At 37.0% G+C, this 23,159-nt stretch carries 19 protein-coding genes; 18 read left to right on the plus strand and 1 reads right to left on the minus strand.

All coding sequences use genetic code 11. The annotated features are described in order from the left end of the window. Positions 1-22: 22 nt before the first annotated feature. A complete protein-coding gene (locus I7X29_RS03315) occupies positions 23-838 on the minus strand; it encodes a M48 family metallopeptidase (RefSeq protein ID WP_088594150.1) in 816 nt (271 codons plus the stop codon). Positions 839-1,018: 180 nt separating this feature from the next. Between I7X29_RS03315 and I7X29_RS03320 the strand changes: the two genes are divergently transcribed. The 18 genes from I7X29_RS03320 to rsmA all read left to right on the plus strand — a co-directional run bounded on the left by I7X29_RS03320 (position 1,019) and on the right by rsmA (position 23,159). Next, a complete protein-coding gene (locus I7X29_RS03320; RefSeq protein WP_088594149.1) occupies positions 1,019-2,638 on the plus strand; it encodes a CTP synthase in 1,620 nt (539 codons plus the stop codon). 21 nt (positions 2,639-2,659) lie between these two features. Further along, complete coding sequence (gene yidC, locus I7X29_RS03325; RefSeq protein WP_198472816.1) at positions 2,660-4,489, plus strand: membrane protein insertase YidC; 1,830 nt, start codon at positions 2,660-2,662, stop codon at positions 4,487-4,489. A 132-nt stretch (positions 4,490-4,621) separates the two neighbouring features. Further along, positions 4,622-5,086 carry an HYC_CC_PP family protein gene (locus tag I7X29_RS03330; protein WP_198472817.1) on the plus strand — a complete coding sequence of 155 codons (465 nt, stop codon included), beginning with the start codon at positions 4,622-4,624 and terminating at the stop codon, positions 5,084-5,086. A gap of 88 nt (positions 5,087-5,174) precedes the next feature. Next, the gene (locus I7X29_RS03335; protein WP_198472818.1) at positions 5,175-7,430 is read left to right on the plus strand and encodes a TonB-dependent receptor; all 2,256 of its coding nucleotides are present in this window, start codon (positions 5,175-5,177) and stop codon (positions 7,428-7,430) included. Position 7,431: 1 nt separating this feature from the next. Further along, entirely contained in the window at positions 7,432-7,782 is a 351-nt protein-coding gene (locus I7X29_RS03340; RefSeq protein WP_198466070.1) for a heavy-metal-associated domain-containing protein, read from the plus strand. Between the two features lie 176 nt (positions 7,783-7,958). Further along, a complete protein-coding gene (locus I7X29_RS03345; RefSeq protein ID WP_198472819.1) occupies positions 7,959-8,498 on the plus strand; it encodes a DUF4136 domain-containing protein in 540 nt (179 codons plus the stop codon). 78 nt (positions 8,499-8,576) lie between these two features. Continuing rightward, on the plus strand, positions 8,577-9,416 hold the full coding sequence (locus I7X29_RS03350; protein WP_198472820.1) for a leucine-rich repeat protein: 840 nt from the start codon (positions 8,577-8,579) through the stop codon (positions 9,414-9,416). 208 nt (positions 9,417-9,624) lie between these two features. Continuing rightward, positions 9,625-11,385 carry a 30S ribosomal protein S1 gene (gene rpsA / locus I7X29_RS03355; RefSeq protein WP_198466073.1) on the plus strand — a complete coding sequence of 587 codons (1,761 nt, stop codon included), beginning with the start codon at positions 9,625-9,627 and terminating at the stop codon, positions 11,383-11,385. Positions 11,386-11,610: 225 nt separating this feature from the next. Next, positions 11,611-12,069, plus strand: a complete 459-nt coding sequence (locus I7X29_RS03360; protein ID WP_198466074.1) for a hypothetical protein — start codon at positions 11,611-11,613, stop codon at positions 12,067-12,069. 426 nt (positions 12,070-12,495) lie between these two features. Further along, positions 12,496-13,425 (plus strand): ABC transporter ATP-binding protein, encoded by a 930-nt coding sequence (locus I7X29_RS03365; RefSeq protein ID WP_198472821.1) that lies wholly within the window; start codon positions 12,496-12,498, stop codon positions 13,423-13,425. A gap of 23 nt (positions 13,426-13,448) precedes the next feature. Further along, positions 13,449-14,723 (plus strand): ABC transporter permease, encoded by a 1,275-nt coding sequence (locus I7X29_RS03370; RefSeq protein ID WP_198466076.1) that lies wholly within the window; start codon positions 13,449-13,451, stop codon positions 14,721-14,723. A gap of 1 nt (position 14,724) precedes the next feature. After that, positions 14,725-16,830 (plus strand): polyphosphate kinase 1, encoded by a 2,106-nt coding sequence (gene ppk1 / locus I7X29_RS03375; protein WP_198472822.1) that lies wholly within the window; start codon positions 14,725-14,727, stop codon positions 16,828-16,830. Continuing rightward, complete coding sequence (gene menD, locus I7X29_RS03380) at positions 16,831-18,504, plus strand: 2-succinyl-5-enolpyruvyl-6-hydroxy-3-cyclohexene-1-carboxylic-acid synthase (RefSeq protein WP_198472823.1); 1,674 nt, start codon at positions 16,831-16,833, stop codon at positions 18,502-18,504. Between the two features lie 39 nt (positions 18,505-18,543). After that, a complete protein-coding gene (locus I7X29_RS03385) occupies positions 18,544-18,891 on the plus strand; it encodes a DUF2853 family protein (protein ID WP_198472824.1) in 348 nt (115 codons plus the stop codon). 65 nt (positions 18,892-18,956) lie between these two features. Further along, positions 18,957-19,991 (plus strand): DUF445 domain-containing protein, encoded by a 1,035-nt coding sequence (locus I7X29_RS03390; protein WP_198472825.1) that lies wholly within the window; start codon positions 18,957-18,959, stop codon positions 19,989-19,991. An 85-nt stretch (positions 19,992-20,076) separates the two neighbouring features. Next, on the plus strand, positions 20,077-21,207 hold the full coding sequence (gene tgt / locus I7X29_RS03395; RefSeq protein ID WP_016479530.1) for a tRNA guanosine(34) transglycosylase Tgt: 1,131 nt from the start codon (positions 20,077-20,079) through the stop codon (positions 21,205-21,207). A 97-nt stretch (positions 21,208-21,304) separates the two neighbouring features. Further along, complete coding sequence (locus I7X29_RS03400) at positions 21,305-22,381, plus strand: LptF/LptG family permease (protein WP_048747472.1); 1,077 nt, start codon at positions 21,305-21,307, stop codon at positions 22,379-22,381. Positions 22,382-22,385: 4 nt separating this feature from the next. Then, positions 22,386-23,159 (plus strand): 16S rRNA (adenine(1518)-N(6)/adenine(1519)-N(6))-dimethyltransferase RsmA, encoded by a 774-nt coding sequence (gene rsmA, locus I7X29_RS03405; RefSeq protein WP_198472826.1) that lies wholly within the window; start codon positions 22,386-22,388, stop codon positions 23,157-23,159.

Raw genomic sequence — 23,159 nt, forward strand, 5'->3', positions numbered from 1 at the left:
GAACTATTGATAAATTTACTAATTATTGAAAATTAGTAACACCAAATTTAGCAGCTTCTGCTCTTGCTTTAGGCACTAAGGCGGTAAGATTTTTAATCCGTGAAGCATCAGAAGGGTGCGTACTAAGTAACGAACTGGTTGATTTACCTCCTTTTAATGCTGCCATACGTTTCCATAACTCAGGAGCTTCAGAAGGATCATAGCCCGCAATTGCCATAATTTGAATACCTATAGCATCAGCCTCTGTTTCATTGGAACGGCTGAAAGGCAACATCACTCCTAAATTAGAACCTAAGCCATAAGCCAGCATAAACTGGTCTGTATAAGCGGCATATTTGCTGCTTTGTAAAGCTATAGAACCTGCTATAGCTCCTATTTGTTGTAAGGTACTTGCACTCATACGTTGTGCACCGTGATCAGCTAAAGCGTGTGCAACCTCGTGTCCCATAACCACAGCTAAACCTGCTTCGGTTTTTGTTACAGGTAAAATCCCTGTATAAACTACAATTTTGCCCCCTGGCATACACCAAGCGTTTACTTCAGGACTATCTACTAAGTTGTACTCCCAGCGATAATCATCTAAATAACCTTGATAACCATTGGTATCGAGCCATAATTTGGCTGCTTTGGCTATACGTTCGCCCACTCGCTTTACCATAGCAGCATCATTAGTGCCTTTCAACACCTTATTTGAATTTAAAAAGGTGGAATATTGACTAAATGCCATTGGAAAAACTTTGCTATTAGGCATAAAGTTAAGGGTACTCTTCCCTGTAAAAGGATTCGTTTTACAAGAAGAGATCATTAAAAGTAATGTGATTAAGATTAATTTCTTCATAAAAATTTATTTGAGGGCAAAGATAATAAATAATTAATAACTGACAATCATCAATTAACATTATTTAACAAATTGTAAATTATTCAATTCTCTATCCCTATCTCCTAATCCCTAATTTTTGTCCATTGTTACTTGTTAATTGTTAATTAATTCGTACCTTTGCGCGCAAATTAGATAGAAATGGCAAATACCAAATATATATTTGTAACTGGAGGGGTAACCTCTTCTTTGGGAAAAGGCATCATTGCAGCTTCACTTGCCAAACTCTTGCAAGCTCGTGGCTATAGGGTAACCATACAAAAGTTCGACCCTTATATCAATGTCGATCCTGGTACTCTCAACCCTTATGAACACGGCGAGTGCTTTGTAACTGAAGACGGAGCTGAAACTGACCTCGACTTAGGTCATTACGAACGGTTCCTAAACGTACACACCTCTCAAGCAAACAATGTAACTACTGGACGCGTCTACCAAAGTGTAATTGAAAAAGAACGCCGTGGTGAGTTCTTAGGAAAAACAGTACAAGTAATTCCTCACATTACCAACGAAATTAAAGAACGTATTCAGATACTTGGCAAAACGGGTGAGTATGATATTGTAATTACAGAAATTGGAGGCACAGTGGGTGATATAGAATCTTTGCCTTATATAGAGTCTGTACGTCAACTTTTATGGGATTTAGGAGAACATAATGGTATCGTGATACATCTCACTTTAGTACCTTATCTCGCAGCTGCAGGTGAACTCAAAACCAAACCTACGCAACACAGTGTAAAAACCTTGATGGAAAGCGGTATCCAAGCCGATATATTAGTTTGTCGTACTGAGCACGAACTCTCCGATGACCTTCGTTATAAGTTAGCGCTCTTCTGTAATGTAAAACGTGAGGCTGTAATCCAATCTATTGATGTACCTACAATCTACGATGTACCCAATGTAATGCTCTTAGAAGGCTTGGATAAAGTAGCTCTCAAGAAATTAGATCTTCCTTGTAAAAACGAACCCGACCTCACCCAATGGAACACTTTTTTGCAACGTTACAAGAATCCTAAACACCGCATAAAAGTAGGTTTAGTAGGTAAATATGTAGAATTACAAGATGCTTATAAATCTATTTTAGAAGCTTTTATACACGCTGGAGCTGCTAACGAAGTGCGCGTAGATGTAGAGAGTATTCATTCCGAACATCTCAACGAAGAGAATATTGAAGCTAAATTAGGTCATTTAGATGCTGTACTCGTCGCTCCCGGTTTTGGCGGTCGTGGTATTGAAGGTAAAATAAAAGCTATTGAGTATGTACGCAAGCATAACATTCCTTTCTTGGGTATTTGTCTTGGAATGCAAATGGCAGTCATTGAATTTGCACGCCACGTAGCAGGACTTAAAGACGCCAACTCTACCGAAATGAACGAACAAACACCTTACCCTGTGATTAGTTTGATGGAAAATCAGAAGGAGATTACTCATAAAGGTGGTACTATGCGCTTGGGCGCTTGGGATTGTGAACTCACCAAAGGTAGCAAGATATATGAAGCCTATGGTAAAAAAGATATTTCTGAACGCCACCGTCACCGCTATGAATTTAATAACGACTACAAAGAACAACTTGAGAAAGCTGGCTTACAATGCACTGGTATCAATCCTGATACAGGTTTAGTTGAGGTAGTAGAATTACCTAATCATCCTTGGTTTGTAGGGGTACAATACCACCCTGAATACAAAAGTACTGTTGCCAATCCTCACCCACTATTTGTGGCTTTTGTAAAAGCTGCTTTGAACAATAAACTAAAAAAGAACTAAACAACAGATAAAAACAATTATATGGACGAAAGAAAATTCGATGTAAAGAGTATTATAGGTTTTGCCTTAATTTTTGTACTCTTAATGTGGTTTATGAACAATAATAAACCTTCTCAAGAAGAATTAGCCAAGCACAAAGCTCAACAAGAACAACAAGCTAATAAAACTGCTGCCAATACTCAAAATAACACTTCTACTGTTCAACCTACCGATTTGGGAAACTTTGCCTATTCAACTACCTTGCCTTCTGCTAAAAATGAGGTAACTGTATTAGAAAATAAAGACCTTAAAATCACTATCAGTAACCGTGGCGGACAGCTTAAAGAGGTGTTGCTCAAAGAATTCAAAACCTATGATTCTTTGCCTGTTTACTTAGTAAAAGATTGGAATGCTACTTTTAGTCTTGACTTTACTACTGCTCAGGACAAAAAATTAAACACCAAAGATTTGTATTTTGAGCCTGCCCTAAGTGAAAACAATGATAGCCAAGTGCTTTCTATGAAGCTTAAAACTTCCAAAAATACTTATTTAGAATATGTATACACCTTGCCTAAAGAGGGATATATGCTCGACTTAGTAGTGCGTTCTCAAGGTTTAGCAGGAGCTGTAAACACTTCTAAACCTATGAACATCGATTGGAAATTACAAGCTCGCCGTATGGAGAAAAGTGTAACCTATGAAAACCGTTACACTCAAGCTGCTATACAATATGAAGGTGACCGTATCAATCGTATGAGCCAAGCTGGTAACGACGAACAAAAAGAAGAAAAAGTTAGTTGGGTGGCTTATAAACAACACTTGTTTACTTCTGTTCTTATCTCCGACAATCCGTTTGAGAAAGGTGATTTCGTTTCTCACAATATTGCTATGAATGAAGGAAAAGAAGTAAAATACACTAAAAACTTCCTTACTTCTTTACCTGTAAAAGCTAAAAGTGGAGAATTGAGTGAATCACTGCACTTCTATTTCGGTCCTAGTGATTACAACGTTCTCAAACAATATAACGATAAATACGAACTTACTGAACTCATTCCATTAGGTTGGGGTATCTTCGGTTGGTTGAACAAATGGTTATTCATTCCTCTTTACAATTTCCTTGCTGATTATTTTTCTGTAGGATTAGTAATTATATTGATGACCTTTATCGTGCGTATATTGCTATCGCCTATCGTTTATAAATCGTATGTTTCTCAAGCTAAAATGAAGGTATTACGCCCTGAGATTGACGAAATCAATAAAAAATACGACGAACCTATGAAACGCCAACAAGAAACTATGGCTCTGTATAGCAAAGCAGGAGTAAATCCACTCAGTGGTTGTATCCCAGCTCTTTTACAATTGCCTGTGTTCTTAGCGCTCTTTAACTTCTTCCCTACCGAATTTGGATTGAGACAAAAAAGTTTCTTATGGGCTCACGATTTGTCATCTTACGATGCTATTTTCGAACTTCCTTTCTCTATACCTTTCTATGGTAGTCACGTGAGTTTATTCCCATTGTTAGCTTCTATTGCTATATTAGTTTATTCATTGATGACTATGGCTCAAACTGTACAGCCTCAACAACCTGGTATGCCTAATATGAAGTTCCTCATCTATCTATCTCCTATAATGATGCTGTTCTTCTTCAACAACTACGCCAGCGGACTCAGTTTGTACTACTTTATATCTAACTTATTGACTATAGGAATTATGTTAGCTATCAAGTATTGGATTATAGACGAGAAGAAGATTCACGCTCAAATACAAGAAAATAAGAAAAAACCTAAAAAAGAAAGTAAATTCCAAGCTAAAATGCGTGAGATGATGGAACAAGCTGAAGCACAACGCAAAGCTCAACAAAATAAACGTTAGTCTATAGATTAACGATTAAAAAACAAATACACTTTGCCAAAGTTCTCTATTGCTATTGCACTACGATCTTTGGCAAAGTTTTTATATAAAACTATATAATGGTATAGTTTTTGCTAATAACGTTTTCAAACAATGAAAAGAAAATTTATCAACATATTATTATCAGTACTCATCTTGTTTTCTAATTCAGGATGGGCTATTTCTTTTCATTATTGTCAAGACCACTTATCGTCAGTTTCTTTAGAATATATCACTTCTTCTGTAGATGAAGAAGTAAGTGATTGTGCTGATATGGACTCTTGTTGTGCTTCTGAGGACGACGATAATGATGAGAGTAAAACAGAAACTTCACATAAAAAATGCTGTGACGATACAGCTATATCATCTTCTATTTCTGATAGTACTTCAGTAGTAAAAGCGTTGGAATTACAACCACAACCTTTTGTAGTAAGTTCTTTGGCTTTTCCTACTTTGGAAGTGGTAAGTATTCCTCAGACTGTAAAGAAAGCCATCACGAGAGATTTCTTTACGCAGTTGAATGCGCCACCTCTTTATGAATTGTACTGCCAAAGAGTGTTTTATTCAGATAAAAAATAAGAGATAAGAGGTAATAAGAAAGGAGTTTATTATCTCTGTTTTCTAATTCTTAAAATCTAATTTCTAAACTGAATAAAACAGAAAAATAATGTACAAAAAATATATTTTTTTAATAGGGCTGTTGTTGCCCTTGTCTGTCTTTGCCCAACATTTTAGCAAAGGAAAAGTGGTAGACGAAAACAACGCACCTCTTATAGGGGCAGATGTGTATTGGGAGGGTACTGAAATAGGTGTATCTACTGATAATGAAGGAGCTTTTACACTGAAACGCACAGATGCTTCTAATACTTTGGCAGTAAGCTATATTGGTTATAAAAAGAAAACCGTAAAAGTAAGCGGTAATGCGTCTTTACATATTCAATTGGAACCAGAATTGGCTTTGGAAGAGGTAGTAGTAAGCCAGAAGCGTGCTAATACGATGAAATCGCAATGGCAAGTAGCTGATGTTCACACAATGAGTAGTGGAGAACTACTAAAAGCAGCTTGTTGCAACCTATCTGAGAGTTTTTCTACTAACCCATCGATTGATGTAAACTTCTCGGATGCTGTTACGGGTAACAAACAGATAAAGATGCTGGGCTTAACCAGTCCGTACATACTAATGGCAGAGGAGAATATCCCTACAATGCGCGGTGCTTCGCAAGCCTACGGACTCTCATTTGTACCAGGTACGTGGATTGAGAGTATCCAGATAACCAAAGGAGCAGGAAGTGTGATTAATGGGTATGAGAGTATTTCGGGACAAATCAACTATGAGATAGAAAAGCCTATCAGTAGTCGTCCTTTCTTCTTAAACTTGTATGCTTCAGAAGATAATCGTTATGAACTCAATGCTCATATCAATCAAAAATTATCTGATAAGTGGGCGACTACCCTTTTTGCACACGGCAATGTACGCCAGCAGAAAGCCGACCACAATCACGATGGTTTCATAGATAACCCCATAGGTAATCAAATCAACTTGTTGAATCGTTGGCAGTATGCGAATGCAGAAAAAGGGTGGGTAGGTTTTTTGAATCTCCACTATATGAAAGATGAGCGCCAAGCAGGAGAGTTGCGCTTTAATCGGCTAACCGACAAAGGAACTACCAATGCATGGGGCAGTGAAGTAAACTCCGAACGCTTTAGTGCATCTAATAAAATAGGGTATGTATTCCCAGACACACCTTATAAGAGCATAGGGTTGCAGAACTCTTTTCAGTCTCATCGTCAAGACTCTTATTTTGGGTTGAACCGCTATGATATACACCAAAAGAGCTGGTATGGCAATTTGATATACAATTCTATAATCACCAATACCAAACACAAATTTGCCACAGGACTCAACGGAACTTATGACGACTATAATGAGGAGCTCACTACTTCGGCTCTTGCAGGAGATTTTTCGCGTGTAGATCGCTCAGTAGGTGCCTTCTTTGAATACACTTATGACAATTTGAGTAACTTCAGTTTTGTGGCAGGTGTACGTGCTGATAGTCATAATCATTTAGGAAACTTTATTACGCCACGTTTGCATGTGCGTTATAATCCTTGGAAACAAGCGACTTTCAGAGTATCGGCAGGGCGAGGCAAACGCGCTGCTAATGTGATAGCAGAGAACCAACAACTCTTGGCATCTGCACGTCAGCTTACCATTATAGGAGGTGATGGAGGCAAGCTCTATGGATTGAATCCCGAAATCGCTTGGAACTACGGAGTGAGCTTTTTACAAGCATTTAAAATATTAGGTAAAAGTGCAGAGTTTTCAGTAGATTTCTACCGCACAGATTTTGACAATCAAGTGGTAGTAGATTTGGATAACTCAGCCCAACAAGCCTTGTTTTACAACCTCAATGGGAATAGTTTTGCGAACTCTCTACAAGCGGAATTTAGTATTACTCCAGCTAAAGGGTTGGACTTCAAAGCTGCCTATAAGTATTATGATGTGCAAACGCAGTTTACTAAAGGACAAATGGAGAAGACTCTTACCCCAAAGCATCGCTGGTTTGCCAATGTAGCTTACGAGACTCCTGAGCGCCACGAGAACAAGCATTCTCAATGGAAGTTTGATGTAACCTTCAACTGGTTAGGAGAACAACGCTTGCCTACAACCGCTACGAACCCTATAGCCTATAGGTTAAACGATTATGCGCCATCATTTGCTACACTCAATGCTCAAATCACCAAAGTATTTTCTAAGACATTCGAGGTATATATAGGAGGGGAAAACATCACCAATTATAAACAAGAGAATGGTATTTTGGCAGCCAATAATCCTTTTGGCGCATATTTTGATAGTACAATGCAGTACGCTCCTGCCTTTGGACAGATGTATTATGCAGGATTAAGATTTAAATTATTATAAGATGAAAACACGTATTTTATTATGGATAGCTTTGAGCTTTTTTGGACTCACTATCACAAGTGCACAACAAGCACCTAACAAAAGTAAAAAAGTAGAGTTTGCTGTAGGAGGCAACTGTGAACAGTGTAAGGCGCGTATAGAAAAAGCGGCTTATAGCGTAAAGGGCGTAAAGAGCGCTAATTGGAATATCAAGAGCGGCAATATGACCCTTATTTTTGACGAGCGCAAATGCAGTGAAAGTGATGTGCAGAAAGCTATTGCCAAAGTAGGACACGACGCTGGTAAAGAACGCGCTGACGATGAAGTGTACAAAAACTTACACCACTGCTGTTTATACGAAAGATTACCTTAAAATTTGGGTAGCCTAAAAAGTTTTTTGAAAATATGATTATGGTATACTGATAATCAGATACTTTTAGTGATGTTGTAGAGGGGATTTATAAATCACTTCTACAACATCACTTTTTTAGATAGTCTCATTTCGGTATAGATTTTGCTGTTAAGAAAGAAACACTAAATCACAACAAAATGAAAAAGATAACTATTCTACTAATGTTAGCAGTAGCTTTGGGGCTTACTTCTTGTGCGAGCATTTATGTAGCTACTGATTATGATCGTCAAGCCGATTTTTCAGCTATGAAATCTTTTGCTTTTTTTAAGGAAGGTATTGATAAAGTACAAATATCCGACTTGGATAAGAAACGTATTTTACGTGCTATAGAGCAAAATCTTACTGCTAAAGGGCTAACACTTTCTGAGAACCCTGATTTTTTAGTAAATATCTTCACTCGTGACCGAGAGAATGTAGATGTGTATGACAACAGTCCTTATTATTGGGGCTGGGGAATGGGCTGGGGGCCATTTTGGGGAGGCGCCACTTATAATGTAAGCCGAAATACTGAGGGTACTCTTTACATTGAGATTATTGATGCAAAGAAGCGTGAATTGGTATGGCAAGGAAAAGGCACAGGCTATTTGCCACAATCGATGGATAAGAAGGAAGAGGCTATCAAAAATTTTGTAAACAAGATATTAGAACAATATCCACCTTCAGCAAATAAAAAATAACAATCACTAACTTTGTCAGAGTCTAATGACCCCGACAAAGTTTTAATTTTTCATATAGTAATTCGTAATTTGTAACCTATGTTTAAAAACCCTTTTTCTTTTGATGGACGTATTAGGCGTACTGAATTTGGACTCTCCCTTATCATTTTCTATATAATTTTTAAATTTTTAAATGAAGTATTCGATTTTGACAGTTCATTTTCGCTAATCTTTTTTATTCCTCTTTTCATCTTCTATTTTGCACAATCAGCAAAGCGTAGTCACGATATAGGTGAAAGTGGATGGCTATCTTTGATCCCTTTATATAACCCTTTTCTTTTGTTATTTAAAGAAGGAAGTGCAGGAGAAAATGTGTATGGTGGAGATCCTAAAAAACGTGTAAATAACACATTTTTCAATAATCCTTCTACAACTACCCCTCCACCCATTATATTTTTTCCCATACAAGTAACTCCTTCTGTTCATACCGAGAAGAAAATTACCCAACAATATCTTCTCAGTGAGGATGGTAAAACTTTACTAAAATGGTTTGACACTCAAGTTACTGCTATAGATATGCAAGCCGATCCCATTTTGAGAAATGTTACAACCATAGGCAGAGATGCTTTCTACAATTGCAACAAACTCAGCAAAGTAAACTTCAATGGACAGCTCACTACCATACAAAAAGCCGCCTTTGAAGATTGTGACCAATTGCGCCACCTTAGCTTCCCAAGCCGTGTGAGCTTTATAGGTGAATTCCTCTTTGGTAAAAATTGTATTGAGTCTATAAGTATTGAAAGTGAAATACCTCCACGATTAGAAGGTGACTTTTCCTACAACGACGAAAAACTACAAGCTATTTATGTTGCCACAAGTGATATAAGTTTGTATCGCAATAGTGAAAATTGGAGAAAATATGTACACCTTATAAAATAAAATATACTGATTATCAGATATATAAAAAGTTACACAGAAATATTCTTACAAAAACTTTTGGCTATTTAGAAGATTATCACTACATTTGCCACGATTTTAGGGGAGATAGAGTATTTATTTTATCAATTAAGTTTAACTCTTTCCTATAGTAATCCTCTTATATAATACTCTAATTACTATCAGGAAATACAAATTTTATCATCAGCAAATGGCTGAAAACACTCAAAATCCAGAAGAATTTTTACAAAACTTCAACTGGGAAAAATACCAAGAAGGTATTGACAGCGTACAAGAAGACCAATTAAAAAACTTCGAAGAATTGGTTAAAAACAATTTCGTTGACACTCAAGACAATGAAGTAGTAGAAGGTGTTGTAACTCGTATTACCGACAGAGAGGCAATTATCGACATCAACGCTAAATCTGAAGGCGTTATCTCTCTCAACGAGTTCCGCTACAACCCTAACCTCAAAGTAGGTGACAAAGTAGAAGTACTTATTGATATCCGCGAAGATAAAAACGGTCAGTTAGTACTTTCTCACCGCAAAGCACGTACGCTTAAGGCTTGGGATAGAATCAACTTAGCACACGAAAACGGCGAAATCGTAAATGGTTTCGTAAAAAGCCGTACCAAAGGCGGTATGATTGTAGATGTATTTGGCATCGAAGCATTCCTCCCTGGTTCACAAATCGATGTGAAACCTATCCGCGATTACGAGCAATTCGTAAACAAAACAATGGAATTCAAGATTGTGAAAGTAAATCACGAGTTCAAAAACGTAGTGGTTTCTCACAAAGCGCTCATCGAAGCAGATATTGAAGAACAAAAGAAAGAAATCATCAGCCAACTCGAAAAAGGTCAAGTACTCGAAGGTGTTGTGAAAAACATCACTTCTTATGGCGTATTTGTAGACCTTGGTGGCGTAGATGGATTGATTCACATCACCGACCTTTCTTGGGCTCGCATCAACCACCCAAGCGAAGTGGTTTCTGTAGATCAAAAATTGAACGTAGTAATCCTCGATTTCGACGACAACAAATCACGTATCCAATTAGGTCTAAAACAGCTTAGCAAACACCCTTGGGACGCTCTTGCTGATGACCTTAAAGTAGGCGATAAAGTAAAAGGTAAAGTAGTGGTAATTGCCGACTACGGTGCTTTCGTAGAAATTGCTGATGGTGTAGAAGGTCTTATACACGTTTCTGAAATGTCTTGGAGTACTCACTTGCGTTCTGCTCAAGATTTCGTAAAACTCGGCGACGAAGTAGAAGCTGTTATCTTGACTCTCGACCGCAACGAGCGCAAAATGTCTTTGGGTATCAAACAACTTACCCCAGACCCTTGGATTAACATTACTGAAAAATATCCAGTAGGTTCTAAACATACAGGTACTGTTCGCAATTTCACTAATTTTGGTGTATTCGTAGAACTCGAAGAAGGTATCGATGGTCTTATCCACATCACCGACCTTTCTTGGACTAAGAAAATCAAACACCCATCAGAATTTGTAAACTCTGGTGATAAAATTGAAGTAGTAGTACTCGAATTGGATGCTGAAGGTCACAAATTGTCATTAGGACACAAGCAAACCACTCCTAACCCTTGGGACAAATACGAAACTGAATTTGCGGTAGGTACAGTTCACAAAGGTACTATTTCTAAAATGGTAGACAAAGGTGCTACTGTTCCTTTCAACGAAGATATCTTAGCGTTTGTTCCTTCACGTCACTTAGAAAAAGAAGACGGAAAGAAATTGGGCAAAGGAGACACTGCTGATTTCAAAGTGATTGAATTTAACAAAGAATTTAAACGTGTAGTAGCTTCTCACACTGCTATCTTCAAAGAAGAAGAAGAGAAAATAGCTAAAGAAGCTGCTGTAAATACCAGCTCATCTACAGTCGAAAAATCAACACTTGGTGACCTTGAAGCGTTACAAGAGTTGAAAGACAAGATGGAAAAAGAGAAGTAATTTAGTTTTTTTCATAATTTTTTGTTTTAATGAGGAAAAGTCGTTGCTGGGAAGTGACGACTTTTTTTATTTGTTATTTTTAGAAAAATATTGTATATTATAAGAAAAAACATTACCTTTGCACTCAACTTCAAAGTATTTTTTACACTGATAAACTATGCCTTTTTAAAAGACTATAATCTAAAATAACAAGCAAATATAAAACTAATTAATAAAAATACATTTATGAAAGTTATATTATTACAAGATTACGCTGATAAAGGGAAAACAAGACTATCTAATAAAATAGATGAATGGCTATTACAAAATAATTTTATAGAAGAATTTAAAAAACTTGATCCTAATAATGAAAATGCTAACCCTTATCAAAGAGATTTTTGGGCTGTTTACAATAAAAATATAAATGGTGAAAATGTAAGAATTTTTCTTAATTCTTGGTCTGATACGGGTGATATCATCAATGCTTTTAGAGATATTTATAAGGAAAACCTAAAAGAGGGATACAACTTCCTAATCACTGCTATACGTTCAAAAAACAATCCACGTCTACATGAATGGACAAAAGAAGTATATAATAAAGAACTTCCTAAAATAGAAGAGTTTGTTTTAGATTTAGATACTCATCCACAAGATGCTGAATATTGGTTAGGTATATTCATTTGTATTTTTAATAGTTTAATTTAAATAAGTTCACATAAGTAGATTTTTCATAATCACTTTAATAACTGTAAAACTATAAAAACTTGATGGTGAAATTAGCTTATCCTCGCTACCCTTTATATGCTTCAAGTAGCTTAATATTAAAATCTTACAATACTGAGAAACTCAAAAAGTAGACTTTCTCTAGCTTTTCTTAAGATAAAAAAAACAGGTTATCCTAACAACCTGTTTTTTTTATTTGCTTTTCTTTTTGATTTACTATATCTTTGCCCTCTGAAATACAAGATCTGTATTTACTACTCCGTGAATTTTAACAACGTTAGTTGCAAATCCGTACGTATCACAACTATTAATAGAGATTTATCTGTGTTAAATCTGTGAGATCTGTGCAAGACTTTTGTAGCGGAGCTGTCTAATCATTAATCATTTTATCACTAACGGTTTTTCAAAATGCTTAGAATAGAAAATATCAGTAAACAATACGGCAACTACACCGCGCTCAACGATGTATCGTTACACATCCCTAAAGGTAGTATCTTTGGATTGCTCGGACCTAATGGGGCAGGAAAAACTTCTCTTATACGTATCATCAACCAAATTGTACTGCCCGATGCAGGACAAGTTTTTTTTGACAGTGAACCTTTGCAACCCAAGCATACAGCTCAAATAGGCTATTTGCCCGAAGAACGCGGTTTATATAAATCGATGAAAGTGGGCGAACAAGCCTTGTATTTAGCACAACTCAAAGGATTGAGCAAAGCTGAAGCTAAGGAACGACTTAAATTTTGGTTCAACCGCCTCGATATTGGCGACTGGTGGAACAAAAAAGTACAAGAACTCTCCAAAGGAATGGCTCAAAAAATACAGTTTTTAGTAACCGTACTCCACAACCCCAAACTATTGATTTTTGATGAGCCTTTTAGTGGGTTCGACCCCATCAATGCCAATGTTATCAAGGACGAAATTCTCTACTTGCGTGACCAAGGCGCTACCATTATCTTCTCTACTCACCGAATGGAATCGGTAGAGGAACTGTGTGACCATATTGCACTCATCAATAAATCACGTAAAATATTAGATGGTAAACTTATTGATATCAAACGTGCTTATAAAAACAATTCTTACGAAGTAGGTTTAAAATTGCCTGAAGACCAGAAACCTGCTCTCTTGAACGAACTGAAAATGCATTTTGAACTAAGTGAAGCGCATTTCAAAACATTGTACGACGAATTAAAACTGCATATCAAGCAAAAAGAAGGACAAACCGCTAACGATTTGTTGCAATACCTTATAACTCGTGCCGAGGTAACTCATTTTGTAGAGGCTATCCCTACCGTTGATGAGATTTTTATCTCAACCATTAATAAATTGTCAAACTAAAAACTGCCCGTGAGGCTCATATTATGAAACATTTAGGAATTATTATTCAAAGAGAATACTTAAATAAAATACGTAATAGGTCATTTGTGATAATGACGTTCGTAAGTCCACTTATATTCGTTTTATTTGCTTTTATCATTGGCTTTTTAAGTGATATGAACCGAAAGAGCAAGGCTAAGGATATTGTGATTGTAGATGAAAGCGGACTCTATGCCAATACTTTTGAGAATACCGAGACAACTCAGTTTCAATACCTCAATAATATTTCACTCAAAGATGCCAAAGCTAATGTATTAGAAAAAGGTCAATATGGATTGTTATACATTCCCGCTAAAGGTGACCAAAATATTGCTTTTTATAGTGAAGAATCACCCTCCTTATCACTTACTAATGAGATGACAGCTGCAATGGAGCGCACTCTTTTCCAACATAATCTCACTCAAAAAGGAATTGATAAAAAGGAAATAGACGCAGCTAAAGCTCATATTGATATCGAGTTACAGAATTTCACAGGGGAAAAGAGCTCCGAATTTGATAGCGTGATGAAAATAAGCATTGGAGGAATTGCTGGTTATCTAATTTTTATGTTTATCATCATCTATGGCAATATGATTATGCGCAGCGTAATAGAGGAAAAAACCAATCGAATTATAGAAATTATCATTTCATCTGTCAAACCTTTTGAATTGATGTTAGGAAAGATTTTAGGTACTTCGTTAGCGGGCATCACTCAATTTGTAATATGGGTTGCTATAGGGGGGATATTGTTAGCATTAGCTCCTTCTTTTTTTGATATAAACACTTCTACACAAGCAGTACAAGGAGCAGGTAACTTATCGGATATCAACAATATAGTAAATTCTTTATATCATTTCCCTTTTGCCGAAACCTTCGTAGTCTTCCTCTTGTTCTTCATAGGAGGCTACTTGCTATATAGTTCGCTTTATGCAATGATTGGCGCAATGGTTGATAACGAAACCGACACTCAGCAGTTTATGATGCCTATATTAGTCCCTTTAATGTTAGGCTTCTATGTAGGAATGTTTTCTGTAATCGAAGAGCCCCACGGCACCATTTCGGTAGTATTTTCGTACATTCCTCTCACTTCACCTATAGTAATGCTAATGCGCATACCATTTGGAGTAGCGTGGTGGGAAGTAGCAATTTCCCTTGTTATTCTGTATCTTTCTTTCTTCGGAATTATAAAATTGGCAGCCAAAATATACCGTATTGGTATCTTGATGTACGGCAAAAAACCTACTTATAAAGAACTGTGGAAATGGCTTAAAATGAAATAAAATGAAAACAGAAAATCAATATATCAACCGCGAATTGAGTTGGCTCAGATTCAATGCTCGCGTACTCCAAGAGGCTGCCGATGAACGCGTGCCTCTATTAGAGCGCTTGCGCTTTGCGGGTATTTTTTCTAACAACTTAGATGAGTTCTTCAAAGTGCGTTACGCTACAGTGAAACGTGTTGCTATGAACGAAACTTCCGACAAAGAATTAGGAGTACACGCTAAAGAGCTTTTAGAAGAAATTACTAAAGAGGTAATTCTTTTGCAAGATGAAAGTTTGAAAATCATTGACTCTATCACCAAAGAATTAGAGAAAGAGCAAATTTTTATAGTAGATGAAAAGACCTTATTGCCTGAGCACGAAGCCTTTGTAAATACGTATTTCTACGACAAAGTGCGTCCTGCCCTCTTTACTATTATCCTCAACGATTTGGAGATGTTTCCTCAACTGAAAGATGATGTGGCGTATTTGGCAGTAAAAATGACACTAAAGGAAGAGGACGAGAAAGCTTCAGGTGTAGAAAAGTTCTTTTCATCACGTGTCTACAAAGAAAAAATACAATATGCACTGATTGAGTTACCTACTACTCTCGACCGCTTTATAGAACTACCTCAGATAGGTGACAAACACTATATCATTATGCTGGATGATGTAATTCGTTTCTGTTTGCACAAAATATTCAACATCTTCAATTACGAATCGCTTACAGCAAATATGATTAAAATCACCCGTGATGCCGAATTAGACATCGACGATGATTTGAGCAAAAGTTTCATCGAAAAAATCTCTACCAGTGTGGAAGACCGGCGCAAAGGGGAACCAGTGCGTTTTGTATACGACAAGATGATTGATAAGGACACCTTACAATTCTTATTCGAGAAGATGGGGATTGCAAAAACTGATAGTGTAATACCTGGAGGGCGTTACCACAACCGTCGCGACTTTATGAGCTTTCCCAGCTTAGGCCGTAAGGATTTGACCTATGCTCCTATACAACCTCTACCCGTACAAGGACTTACCTCTGAAGAGAGTTTACTAAAGAAAATTGCCGAAAAGGACTATTTACAATACACACCTTACCATACTTTTTCTAACATTATATGGTTTTTGAGAGAAGCTGCCCTTGACCCCAAAGTGAAGTCGGTAAAAATAACCATTTATCGTTTGGCAAAAAACTCACAAGTTGTCAATTCACTCATCAATGCGGTGAAAAACGGCAAACAAGTAACTGTACAGATAGAGTTACAAGCACGCTTTGATGAGGAATCAAATATACGATATGCTGAACAACTAAAAGCAGAAGGTGTAAAACTCATTTTTGGCGTACGCGGACTCAAAGTGCATAGTAAAATATGCGTAATTGAACGTAAAGAAGGTAAAGAACTGAAACGTTATGGTTTTATCAGTACAGGTAACTTCAACGAAAGTACAGCTAAAATCTATACTGATTATACATTGTTTACTGCAAATCAAGAAATTCTCAAAGAGGTAAACAAAGTCTTCAACTTCTTTGATACCAACTATAATGTGCAAAAATTCAAGCATCTAATAGTCTCTCCTCATTATACCAAAAAGCAACTTAAACATCTGATAGATGAGGAAATCAAGAATGCTAAAGCAGGGAAAGAGGCGTATATCAAGCTAAAGATGAACAACATCACCAGCTACAAGATGATTGATAAACTATACGAAGCCAGCCGTGCAGGAGTAAAAATACAAATGATTGTACGCGGCATTTGTTGCTTAGTACCTGGTATTGAAGGAATGAGCGAGAATATTGAGGTAATTAGTATCGTCGATAAGTTCTTAGAACACCCACGTTTGTTTATATTTGGCAATGGAGGTACCCCTAAAGTATACATCTCCTCAGCCGACTGGATGACGCGCAACATTTCTTTCAGAGTAGAAGTAGGTTGCCCTATTTACGATAAATCAATACAGCAAGAGTTGATAGATACCTTCGAAATAAGTTGGGCTGATAATGTAAAAGCGCGTATCATCAACAAAACGCAAGACAATACTTATCGCCCTCACACCACCCCTGCCTTGCGCTCTCAAGTAGCCTTATATGAGTATTATCAGCATAAAAACAAGCTCACTGAATAGATGAAAAGACCTCAAATTAAATTAGCTCAACACGTAATAGAAGCCTGTAAAGTTAAACAAATAAAGCACATCGTCATCTCTCCAGGATCGCGCAATGCACCTCTAACTATAGGCTTTGCTAACGATCCTTATTTTAGCTGTTATAGTATTGTTGATGAGCGTTGTGCCGCTTTCTTTGCCTTAGGCATTGCTCAACAACGGCGTGAGCCTGTGGCAGTTGTATGTACTTCAGGCTCTGCTTTACTCAATTACTACCCTGCTTTTTCAGAGGCTTTTTACAGTAATATCCCTTTGGTAGTTATCTCTGCCGACCGCCCATCAAGCAAAATAGATATAGGTGACGGACAAACCATACGTCAGGTGAATGTACTAACAAACCACAGTGCCTACAATGCCAATCTATCAGATGAAACACATAGTGATAAAAGCAATTTTTATGAACTAAACAGAGCATTGAATACAGCTATAGAGGAGCAATTACCAGTGCATATCAATGTGCCTTTTGAAGAACCCTTATACCTCACTACCGAAGAACAATATCCTTTTGAGAACATCGTTGCAGAAATCAAAAATCCTATTATTAATGAGGATAAAGCTATTAATTTCGTGAAACATTGGAACACTTCGGCTAAAAAAATGGTATTAGTAGGGGTATTAACACCCAATAGTGTAGAATCTCAATATGTTGAATGGCTTGCCAAAGACCCCTCTGTAGTAGTACTTACTGAAACTACATCAAACTTGCACCATTCGCATTTTATTCCTTATATCGATAAATTGCTCACTTATACCGAAAAAGACCCTACTCTAAAAGAATCCTTACACCCTGATCTGTTACTTACTTTTGGTGGTCTGGTAGTTTCCAAAAAGATAAAACAGTTCTTGCGTTCTTATCAACCTGCCTATCACTATAATGTAGATTTACACAAAGATTATAATTCATATTTCTGTTTAACTGCTCATTTTAAAGCAGATATCAATACTTTTCTGAAAGAGGTTACCCCTAAATTAATGAGTGTATCTTCTAACTATCAACAACAGTGGTTAAAGGTGAAAAACGAGATACAACAAACTCATTTAGAGTATATCAATCAAATCCCTTTCTCCGATTTAAAAGTGTATTCTGAAGTATTTAAGAGCATCCCTAATGATTATATTGTGCAAATAAGCAATAGTTCAGCTATCAGATATGCTCAATTGATGAAAGCGCACTCCTCTTGGAAAGTGTTTTGCAACCGTGGTACCAGCGGTATTGATGGTAGTATGAGCACAGCTATTGGGGCTGCTGTAGGGAGTGCATCCCCCACAGTATTCATTACAGGTGATTTAAGTTTTTTCTACGATAGCAATGCACTTTGGAACAAGTATATTCCACAAGACTTCAGAATAATTCTTCTCAACAATCAAGGGGGAGGTATCTTTAGGATACTCCCTGGTGATAAAACTGATCCTAACTTTGAATATTTCTTTGAGACACCTCACAAACTCACAGCCGAGCATTTTTGTGAAATGTACAACATCAATTATCAGTTAGCTGCCAATATCACTGATTTACAACGAAAAATAAGTGATTTTTATGAAAAATCGGATGTGCCTAAGCTCTTAGAAGTACATACACCACGAAAAATAAATGATAAAGTTTTGTTAAAATATTTTGAGGTATTGAAAAAATAACTACCTTTACCGCATTAATAATTTTAAATATAAAAAATTATGAGTAAACGTGATGATTTAATCGCTGTGTACACCCAAGATTTGAAAGAAAAATGTGGTGAAAAGAACCCAGATGTAGAGTTCTTAACAAAAGTAACGGTAGGCTTAGGCCCTTCTATCTACAACAACGATGCTTCTAAAGTATCAGGATCTGACCAAACTGAGTTAGACCGTGTAAAACAAAATTTCCTAATCAAAAAATTAGGCTTGAAAGATGGTCCTGAGTTAGACAAAGCTATTGATGCTGTACTTGAAAAGTATGGAAAATCTAACAGAAATAAGTACCGTGCAGTTGTGTATTATTTGTTAGCTAAACACTTCAAAAAAGAAAGCGTTTATAACAAATAAAAAATCAAAAAAGGCTGTTCATCTATTGAGCAGCCTTTTTTATCAGATAACAAGTAATAGAATAAATGGAGAATAAAAAAAGAAAACTACAACACCACAAGAATATAGCTACGGGGCTCTTTGTTTTGATGCTCATCATTTATATGGTAATGGTGGTATGGCATAAAAAAGATCCCGAACTCACTTTTATAGGTTATATAAAGGCTTTTTCCGAAGCCGCTATGGTAGGAGCGCTTGCCGATTGGTTTGCAGTAACAGCACTCTTTCACAAACCATTAGGATTAAACATCCCTCATACTAACCTCATTGAGGAACGAAAAAATGATATAGGTGAAAACTTAGGTGATTTTGTAGTAGAGAACTTTTTGAAACCTAAACAAATACGTCCTTACATTAGCAATATTAAAGTCTCTACCTTTATAATAGAGCAACTTTCAAAAGAAAGTACACTAACTAAGATTAAATCTTTTGTAAAGGACATTCCTCTCAATAAAAAAGTAAGTGAAGCACTGATTTCCTTTTTAGATGGGAATAAACACCAAGAATTTCTCCAACAATTTTTTGAGAAAATAGCCACATATCTCTTTGAAAATGAAGAACTCATACATCAAGAAATCAAAGAACAGTTTTCTTCTCTTACTCCTTCATTTGTAAAAAACAAAGTTGCTAAAAAAGTTGCCAATGGGCTTTACTTATTAGCTTTAAAAGCATCGGAAGATGAAACGCACCCTATCAGGGCTGAAATTACAGCACAATTGTATGAATTTGCCGAAAAACTTAATACTCCTGAGTGGGAACAACATCTTGCAAAGCTACTGCGTACCGCTACGGAGCGCCTCACCGATGAACTCCGCCAAAATACCGAGCTGCAACACCAAATAGACGCTTGGGTACAGAAAACTGCCTATCAGTTTGTGCTAAAAAACAAAGAGGAAGTGGGGAAACTCATCAGTCATACGGTGGAAAACTGGGAGGGACGCGAATTGAGCGAAAAACTTGAATTGGAAGTAGGTAAAGACCTCCAATTTATCCGTATCAATGGCACTTTGGTAGGCGGATTAGTCGGTTTGGTTATTTACGCCCTTACTCAGTTATTCTGAAAGAGATATTAGCCTATTTGCTAACTTTCCTAATTTGCTAATTTGCTAATTCTTCCCTACCTTTGCGCCCGAAAATGTTTCAACTATGGATTTTGAAATACTAAAAACAGACGAACATACTAAAGCACGTGCTGGGAAGATTACTACCAGCCACGGCGTGATTGAAACCCCCATTTTTATGCCTGTGGGAACGGTGGGGAGCGTGAAAGGAGTGCACCAACGCGAACTGAAAGACGATATTAATGCCGATATCATCTTGGGGAACACCTATCACCTCTATTTACGACCTCAAACACCCATTTTGGAAAAAGCAGGAGGCTTACATAAGTTTATTAACTGGGATAGAAACATACTTACCGATAGCGGTGGTTATCAAGTATATTCATTAGCTGCCAACCGAAAGATAAAAGAAGAAGGTGTAAAGTTTAAAAGCCATATCGATGGCTCTTTTCACGTCTTTTCACCCGAAAAAGTAATGGAAATAGAGCGCAGTATAGGTGCTGATATTATGATGGCTTTTGATGAATGCACGCCTTACCCTTGTGAATACGGTTATGCAAAACGTTCAATGCATCTCACACATAGGTGGCTCGATAGATGCATTGCTCACCTCGAAAAAGTACCTCCTAAATATGGTTATCATCAAAGTTTATTCCCGATAGTACAAGGGTCAGTCTATAAAGACCTTCGTACACAGTCTGCCGAATATATTGCAAGCAAAAATGCCGACGGAAACGCTATCGGGGGGCTATCAGTAGGCGAACCCGTAGAACAAATGTATGAAATAACCGAACTTGTATGCGATATTCTCCCCAAAAACAAGCCCCGATACCTTATGGGAGTGGGTACACCCGTTAATATATTGGAAAATATTGCTTTGGGAGTGGATATGATGGATTGTGTAATGCCCACGCGCAATGCTCGCAACGGAATGCTCTTTACTGCAAAAGGAATTATCAATATTAAAAACAAAAAATGGGAAGATGATTTCTCGCCCATAGACCCTGATGGGCATACATACGTAGATACCTATTACACGAAAGCCTATTTACGTCATTTATTCGCTGCTAACGAGTTTTTGGGAAAACAAATCGCTTCAATTCACAATCTTGGTTTCTATTTATGGCTTGTGAGGGAAGCTCGCCGACAAATTGTAGCGGGTACTTTCCTTACGTGGAAGACAAAAATGGTTACTGATATGTCAAATCGTCTTTAAACAAATTAAATTAATTAATATACTTCTGATAAAAACGCTTTTGCGTCGCTAATTCCCCCTTTGGAGGGGGATAGGGGGAGGTTTAAAAAACAAAAAAATGAAAATACTCGACTGGTACATTTTAAAACGCTATCTTCTTACCTTCTTTATGATGATAATTCTCTTTATTCCTATCGGAATTATCGTAGATTTATCTGAAAAAGTAGATAAGATGATACAAAAAGGCGCCCCGATGAACGAAATACTGTGGTATTACCTCAGTTTTATCGTTTATTTTGCCAATATATTGTTTCCCATCTTGCTATTCCTCTCTATCATCTGGTTTACATCAAAGTTAGCCAATAATACCGAGATAATCGCTATCCAGAGCTCAGGTGTATCGTATATGCGCTTCTTGCGTCCGTATATCGTGGGTGCGAGTATCATTTCGGTGATAGTGTTTTTTATGGGAATGTTTATTGTACCCGCTGCCAGCACTGTGTATAATGATTTTTGGAATAAGTATATACGTTCTTCGAAGGTGGAAAGCGTTTCAGACCTTTACAATCAGTTTTCTGACAACGATTACCTTTATGTAAGCTCGTTTAACTACCAAGACAAACGCGGGTATAACTTTTCAGTAGAACATTTTGATGGTATTAAGATGACGGAAAAGATAAATGCCGAAACGATTCAGTGGATAGACAGTACGAAAACCTATCGGCTTACCAATTACTCCAAAAGAAAGATAGGGGAGGGCGACGATGTAATAGTGAAACGCGACCAGTTAGACACGATATTCAATTTCAAGCCTGATGACCTAATGCCGATGGAATATACAGCGGAAAATAAGAACTTGTTTGAACTAAACAAGTTCATTGAACGCGAAAAGATGAAAGGTTCGCCCAATTTAAATATGTATCTATTGGTAAAATACCGTCGTTGGGGTGCAATAAGTACTGCCTTTATTCTTACGCTTATCGGCGTGGCTGTTTCATCGGTGAAAAAGCGCGGAGGAATGGGAATCAACCTAATGGTGGGAGTAGTCGTAGGGTTTAGCTTTGTATTCTTCGACCGTGTGTTTGGAACCCTTGCTCAAACCTCAGGGGGCTTATCCCCATTGATGGCTGTCCTATTGCCTAACCTTATTTTCCTTACCTTAGCTATTTTGTTACTCCGGAAAGTAAGAAATTAAATTTATGGAATTAGTAAAAGCAAAAAAGCATTTAGGGCAACATTTCTTAAAAGATTTAAACATTGCACAGAAAATAGCTGATACATTATCGCTAAAAAACTATAAAAAAGTAGTAGAAATAGGAGCCGGAATGGGCGTACTTACTCAATTTTTGCTCAAAAAGGACGTTGATGTGCACATAGTGGAAATTGATAAGGAATCGGTAGCTTATTTGGAGGCAAATTATCCTGCATTAAGAGGAAAAATAATTGCCGATGACTTTTTGAAATATGATGTAGCGGGTTATTTAGCCGAACCATTTGCTATTATAGGTAATTTTCCTTATAATATCTCTACTCAAATCGTTTTTAAACTACTTAAACTGCGAGAATACGTTCCTGAGTTTAGCGGAATGTTTCAGAAAGAGGTTGCCGAACGTATATGCGAACAAGAAGGTAGCAAAACGTATGGTATATTATCAGTTTTAGTACAAGCCTTCTACGATGCTAGCTACTTATTCACTGTTTCAGAAGGAGTTTTTAATCCTCCTCCAAAAGTAAAAAGCGGAGTGATACGATTAGTGCGCAAAACTAACTTTCATTTAGATTGTGATGAAAGTTTGTTCTTTACGGTAGTAAAAACAGCATTCAATCAAAGGCGAAAAACCCTTCGCAACAGTCTAAAATCACTGCTTATAGATGAGAATTTAAAACAAGACTCTATATTTGATAAACGCCCTGAACAATTGCCTTGGCACGATTTTGTGCGTATTACTAAAGTAATAAGTGAGCAACATTAA

Origin of the sequence: Capnocytophaga periodontitidis, assembly GCF_016126015.1 — a bacterium.
GTDB classification, from domain to species: Bacteria; Bacteroidota; Bacteroidia; order Flavobacteriales; family Flavobacteriaceae; genus Capnocytophaga; species Capnocytophaga periodontitidis.

Excerpts from the sequence above, each read along its gene's own strand:
- I7X29_RS03370 (WP_198466076.1), top strand. The coding sequence starts at position 13,449 with ATGAAACATTTAGGAATTATTATTCAAAGAGAATACTTAAATAAAATA.
- rsmA (WP_198472826.1), top strand. The coding sequence starts at position 22,386 with ATGGAATTAGTAAAAGCAAAAAAGCATTTAGGGCAACATTTCTTAAAA.
- I7X29_RS03340 (WP_198466070.1), top strand. The coding sequence starts at position 7,432 with ATGAAAACACGTATTTTATTATGGATAGCTTTGAGCTTTTTTGGACTC.
- tgt (WP_016479530.1), top strand. The coding sequence starts at position 20,077 with ATGGATTTTGAAATACTAAAAACAGACGAACATACTAAAGCACGTGCT.
- I7X29_RS03360 (WP_198466074.1), top strand. The coding sequence starts at position 11,611 with ATGAAAGTTATATTATTACAAGATTACGCTGATAAAGGGAAAACAAGA.
- yidC (WP_198472816.1), top strand. The coding sequence starts at position 2,660 with ATGGACGAAAGAAAATTCGATGTAAAGAGTATTATAGGTTTTGCCTTA.
- I7X29_RS03385 (WP_198472824.1), top strand. The coding sequence starts at position 18,544 with ATGAGTAAACGTGATGATTTAATCGCTGTGTACACCCAAGATTTGAAA.
- ppk1 (WP_198472822.1), top strand. The coding sequence starts at position 14,725 with ATGAAAACAGAAAATCAATATATCAACCGCGAATTGAGTTGGCTCAGA.
- I7X29_RS03345 (WP_198472819.1), top strand. The coding sequence starts at position 7,959 with ATGAAAAAGATAACTATTCTACTAATGTTAGCAGTAGCTTTGGGGCTT.
- I7X29_RS03400 (WP_048747472.1), top strand. The coding sequence starts at position 21,305 with ATGAAAATACTCGACTGGTACATTTTAAAACGCTATCTTCTTACCTTC.
- I7X29_RS03350 (WP_198472820.1), top strand. The coding sequence starts at position 8,577 with ATGTTTAAAAACCCTTTTTCTTTTGATGGACGTATTAGGCGTACTGAA.
- I7X29_RS03330 (WP_198472817.1), top strand. The coding sequence starts at position 4,622 with ATGAAAAGAAAATTTATCAACATATTATTATCAGTACTCATCTTGTTT.
- I7X29_RS03335 (WP_198472818.1), top strand. The coding sequence starts at position 5,175 with ATGTACAAAAAATATATTTTTTTAATAGGGCTGTTGTTGCCCTTGTCT.
- rpsA (WP_198466073.1), top strand. The coding sequence starts at position 9,625 with ATGGCTGAAAACACTCAAAATCCAGAAGAATTTTTACAAAACTTCAAC.
- I7X29_RS03320 (WP_088594149.1), top strand. The coding sequence starts at position 1,019 with ATGGCAAATACCAAATATATATTTGTAACTGGAGGGGTAACCTCTTCT.
- I7X29_RS03365 (WP_198472821.1), top strand. The coding sequence starts at position 12,496 with ATGCTTAGAATAGAAAATATCAGTAAACAATACGGCAACTACACCGCG.
- menD (WP_198472823.1), top strand. The coding sequence starts at position 16,831 with ATGAAAAGACCTCAAATTAAATTAGCTCAACACGTAATAGAAGCCTGT.
- I7X29_RS03315 (WP_088594150.1), bottom strand. The coding sequence starts at position 838 with ATGAAGAAATTAATCTTAATCACATTACTTTTAATGATCTCTTCTTGT.
- I7X29_RS03390 (WP_198472825.1), top strand. The coding sequence starts at position 18,957 with ATGGAGAATAAAAAAAGAAAACTACAACACCACAAGAATATAGCTACG.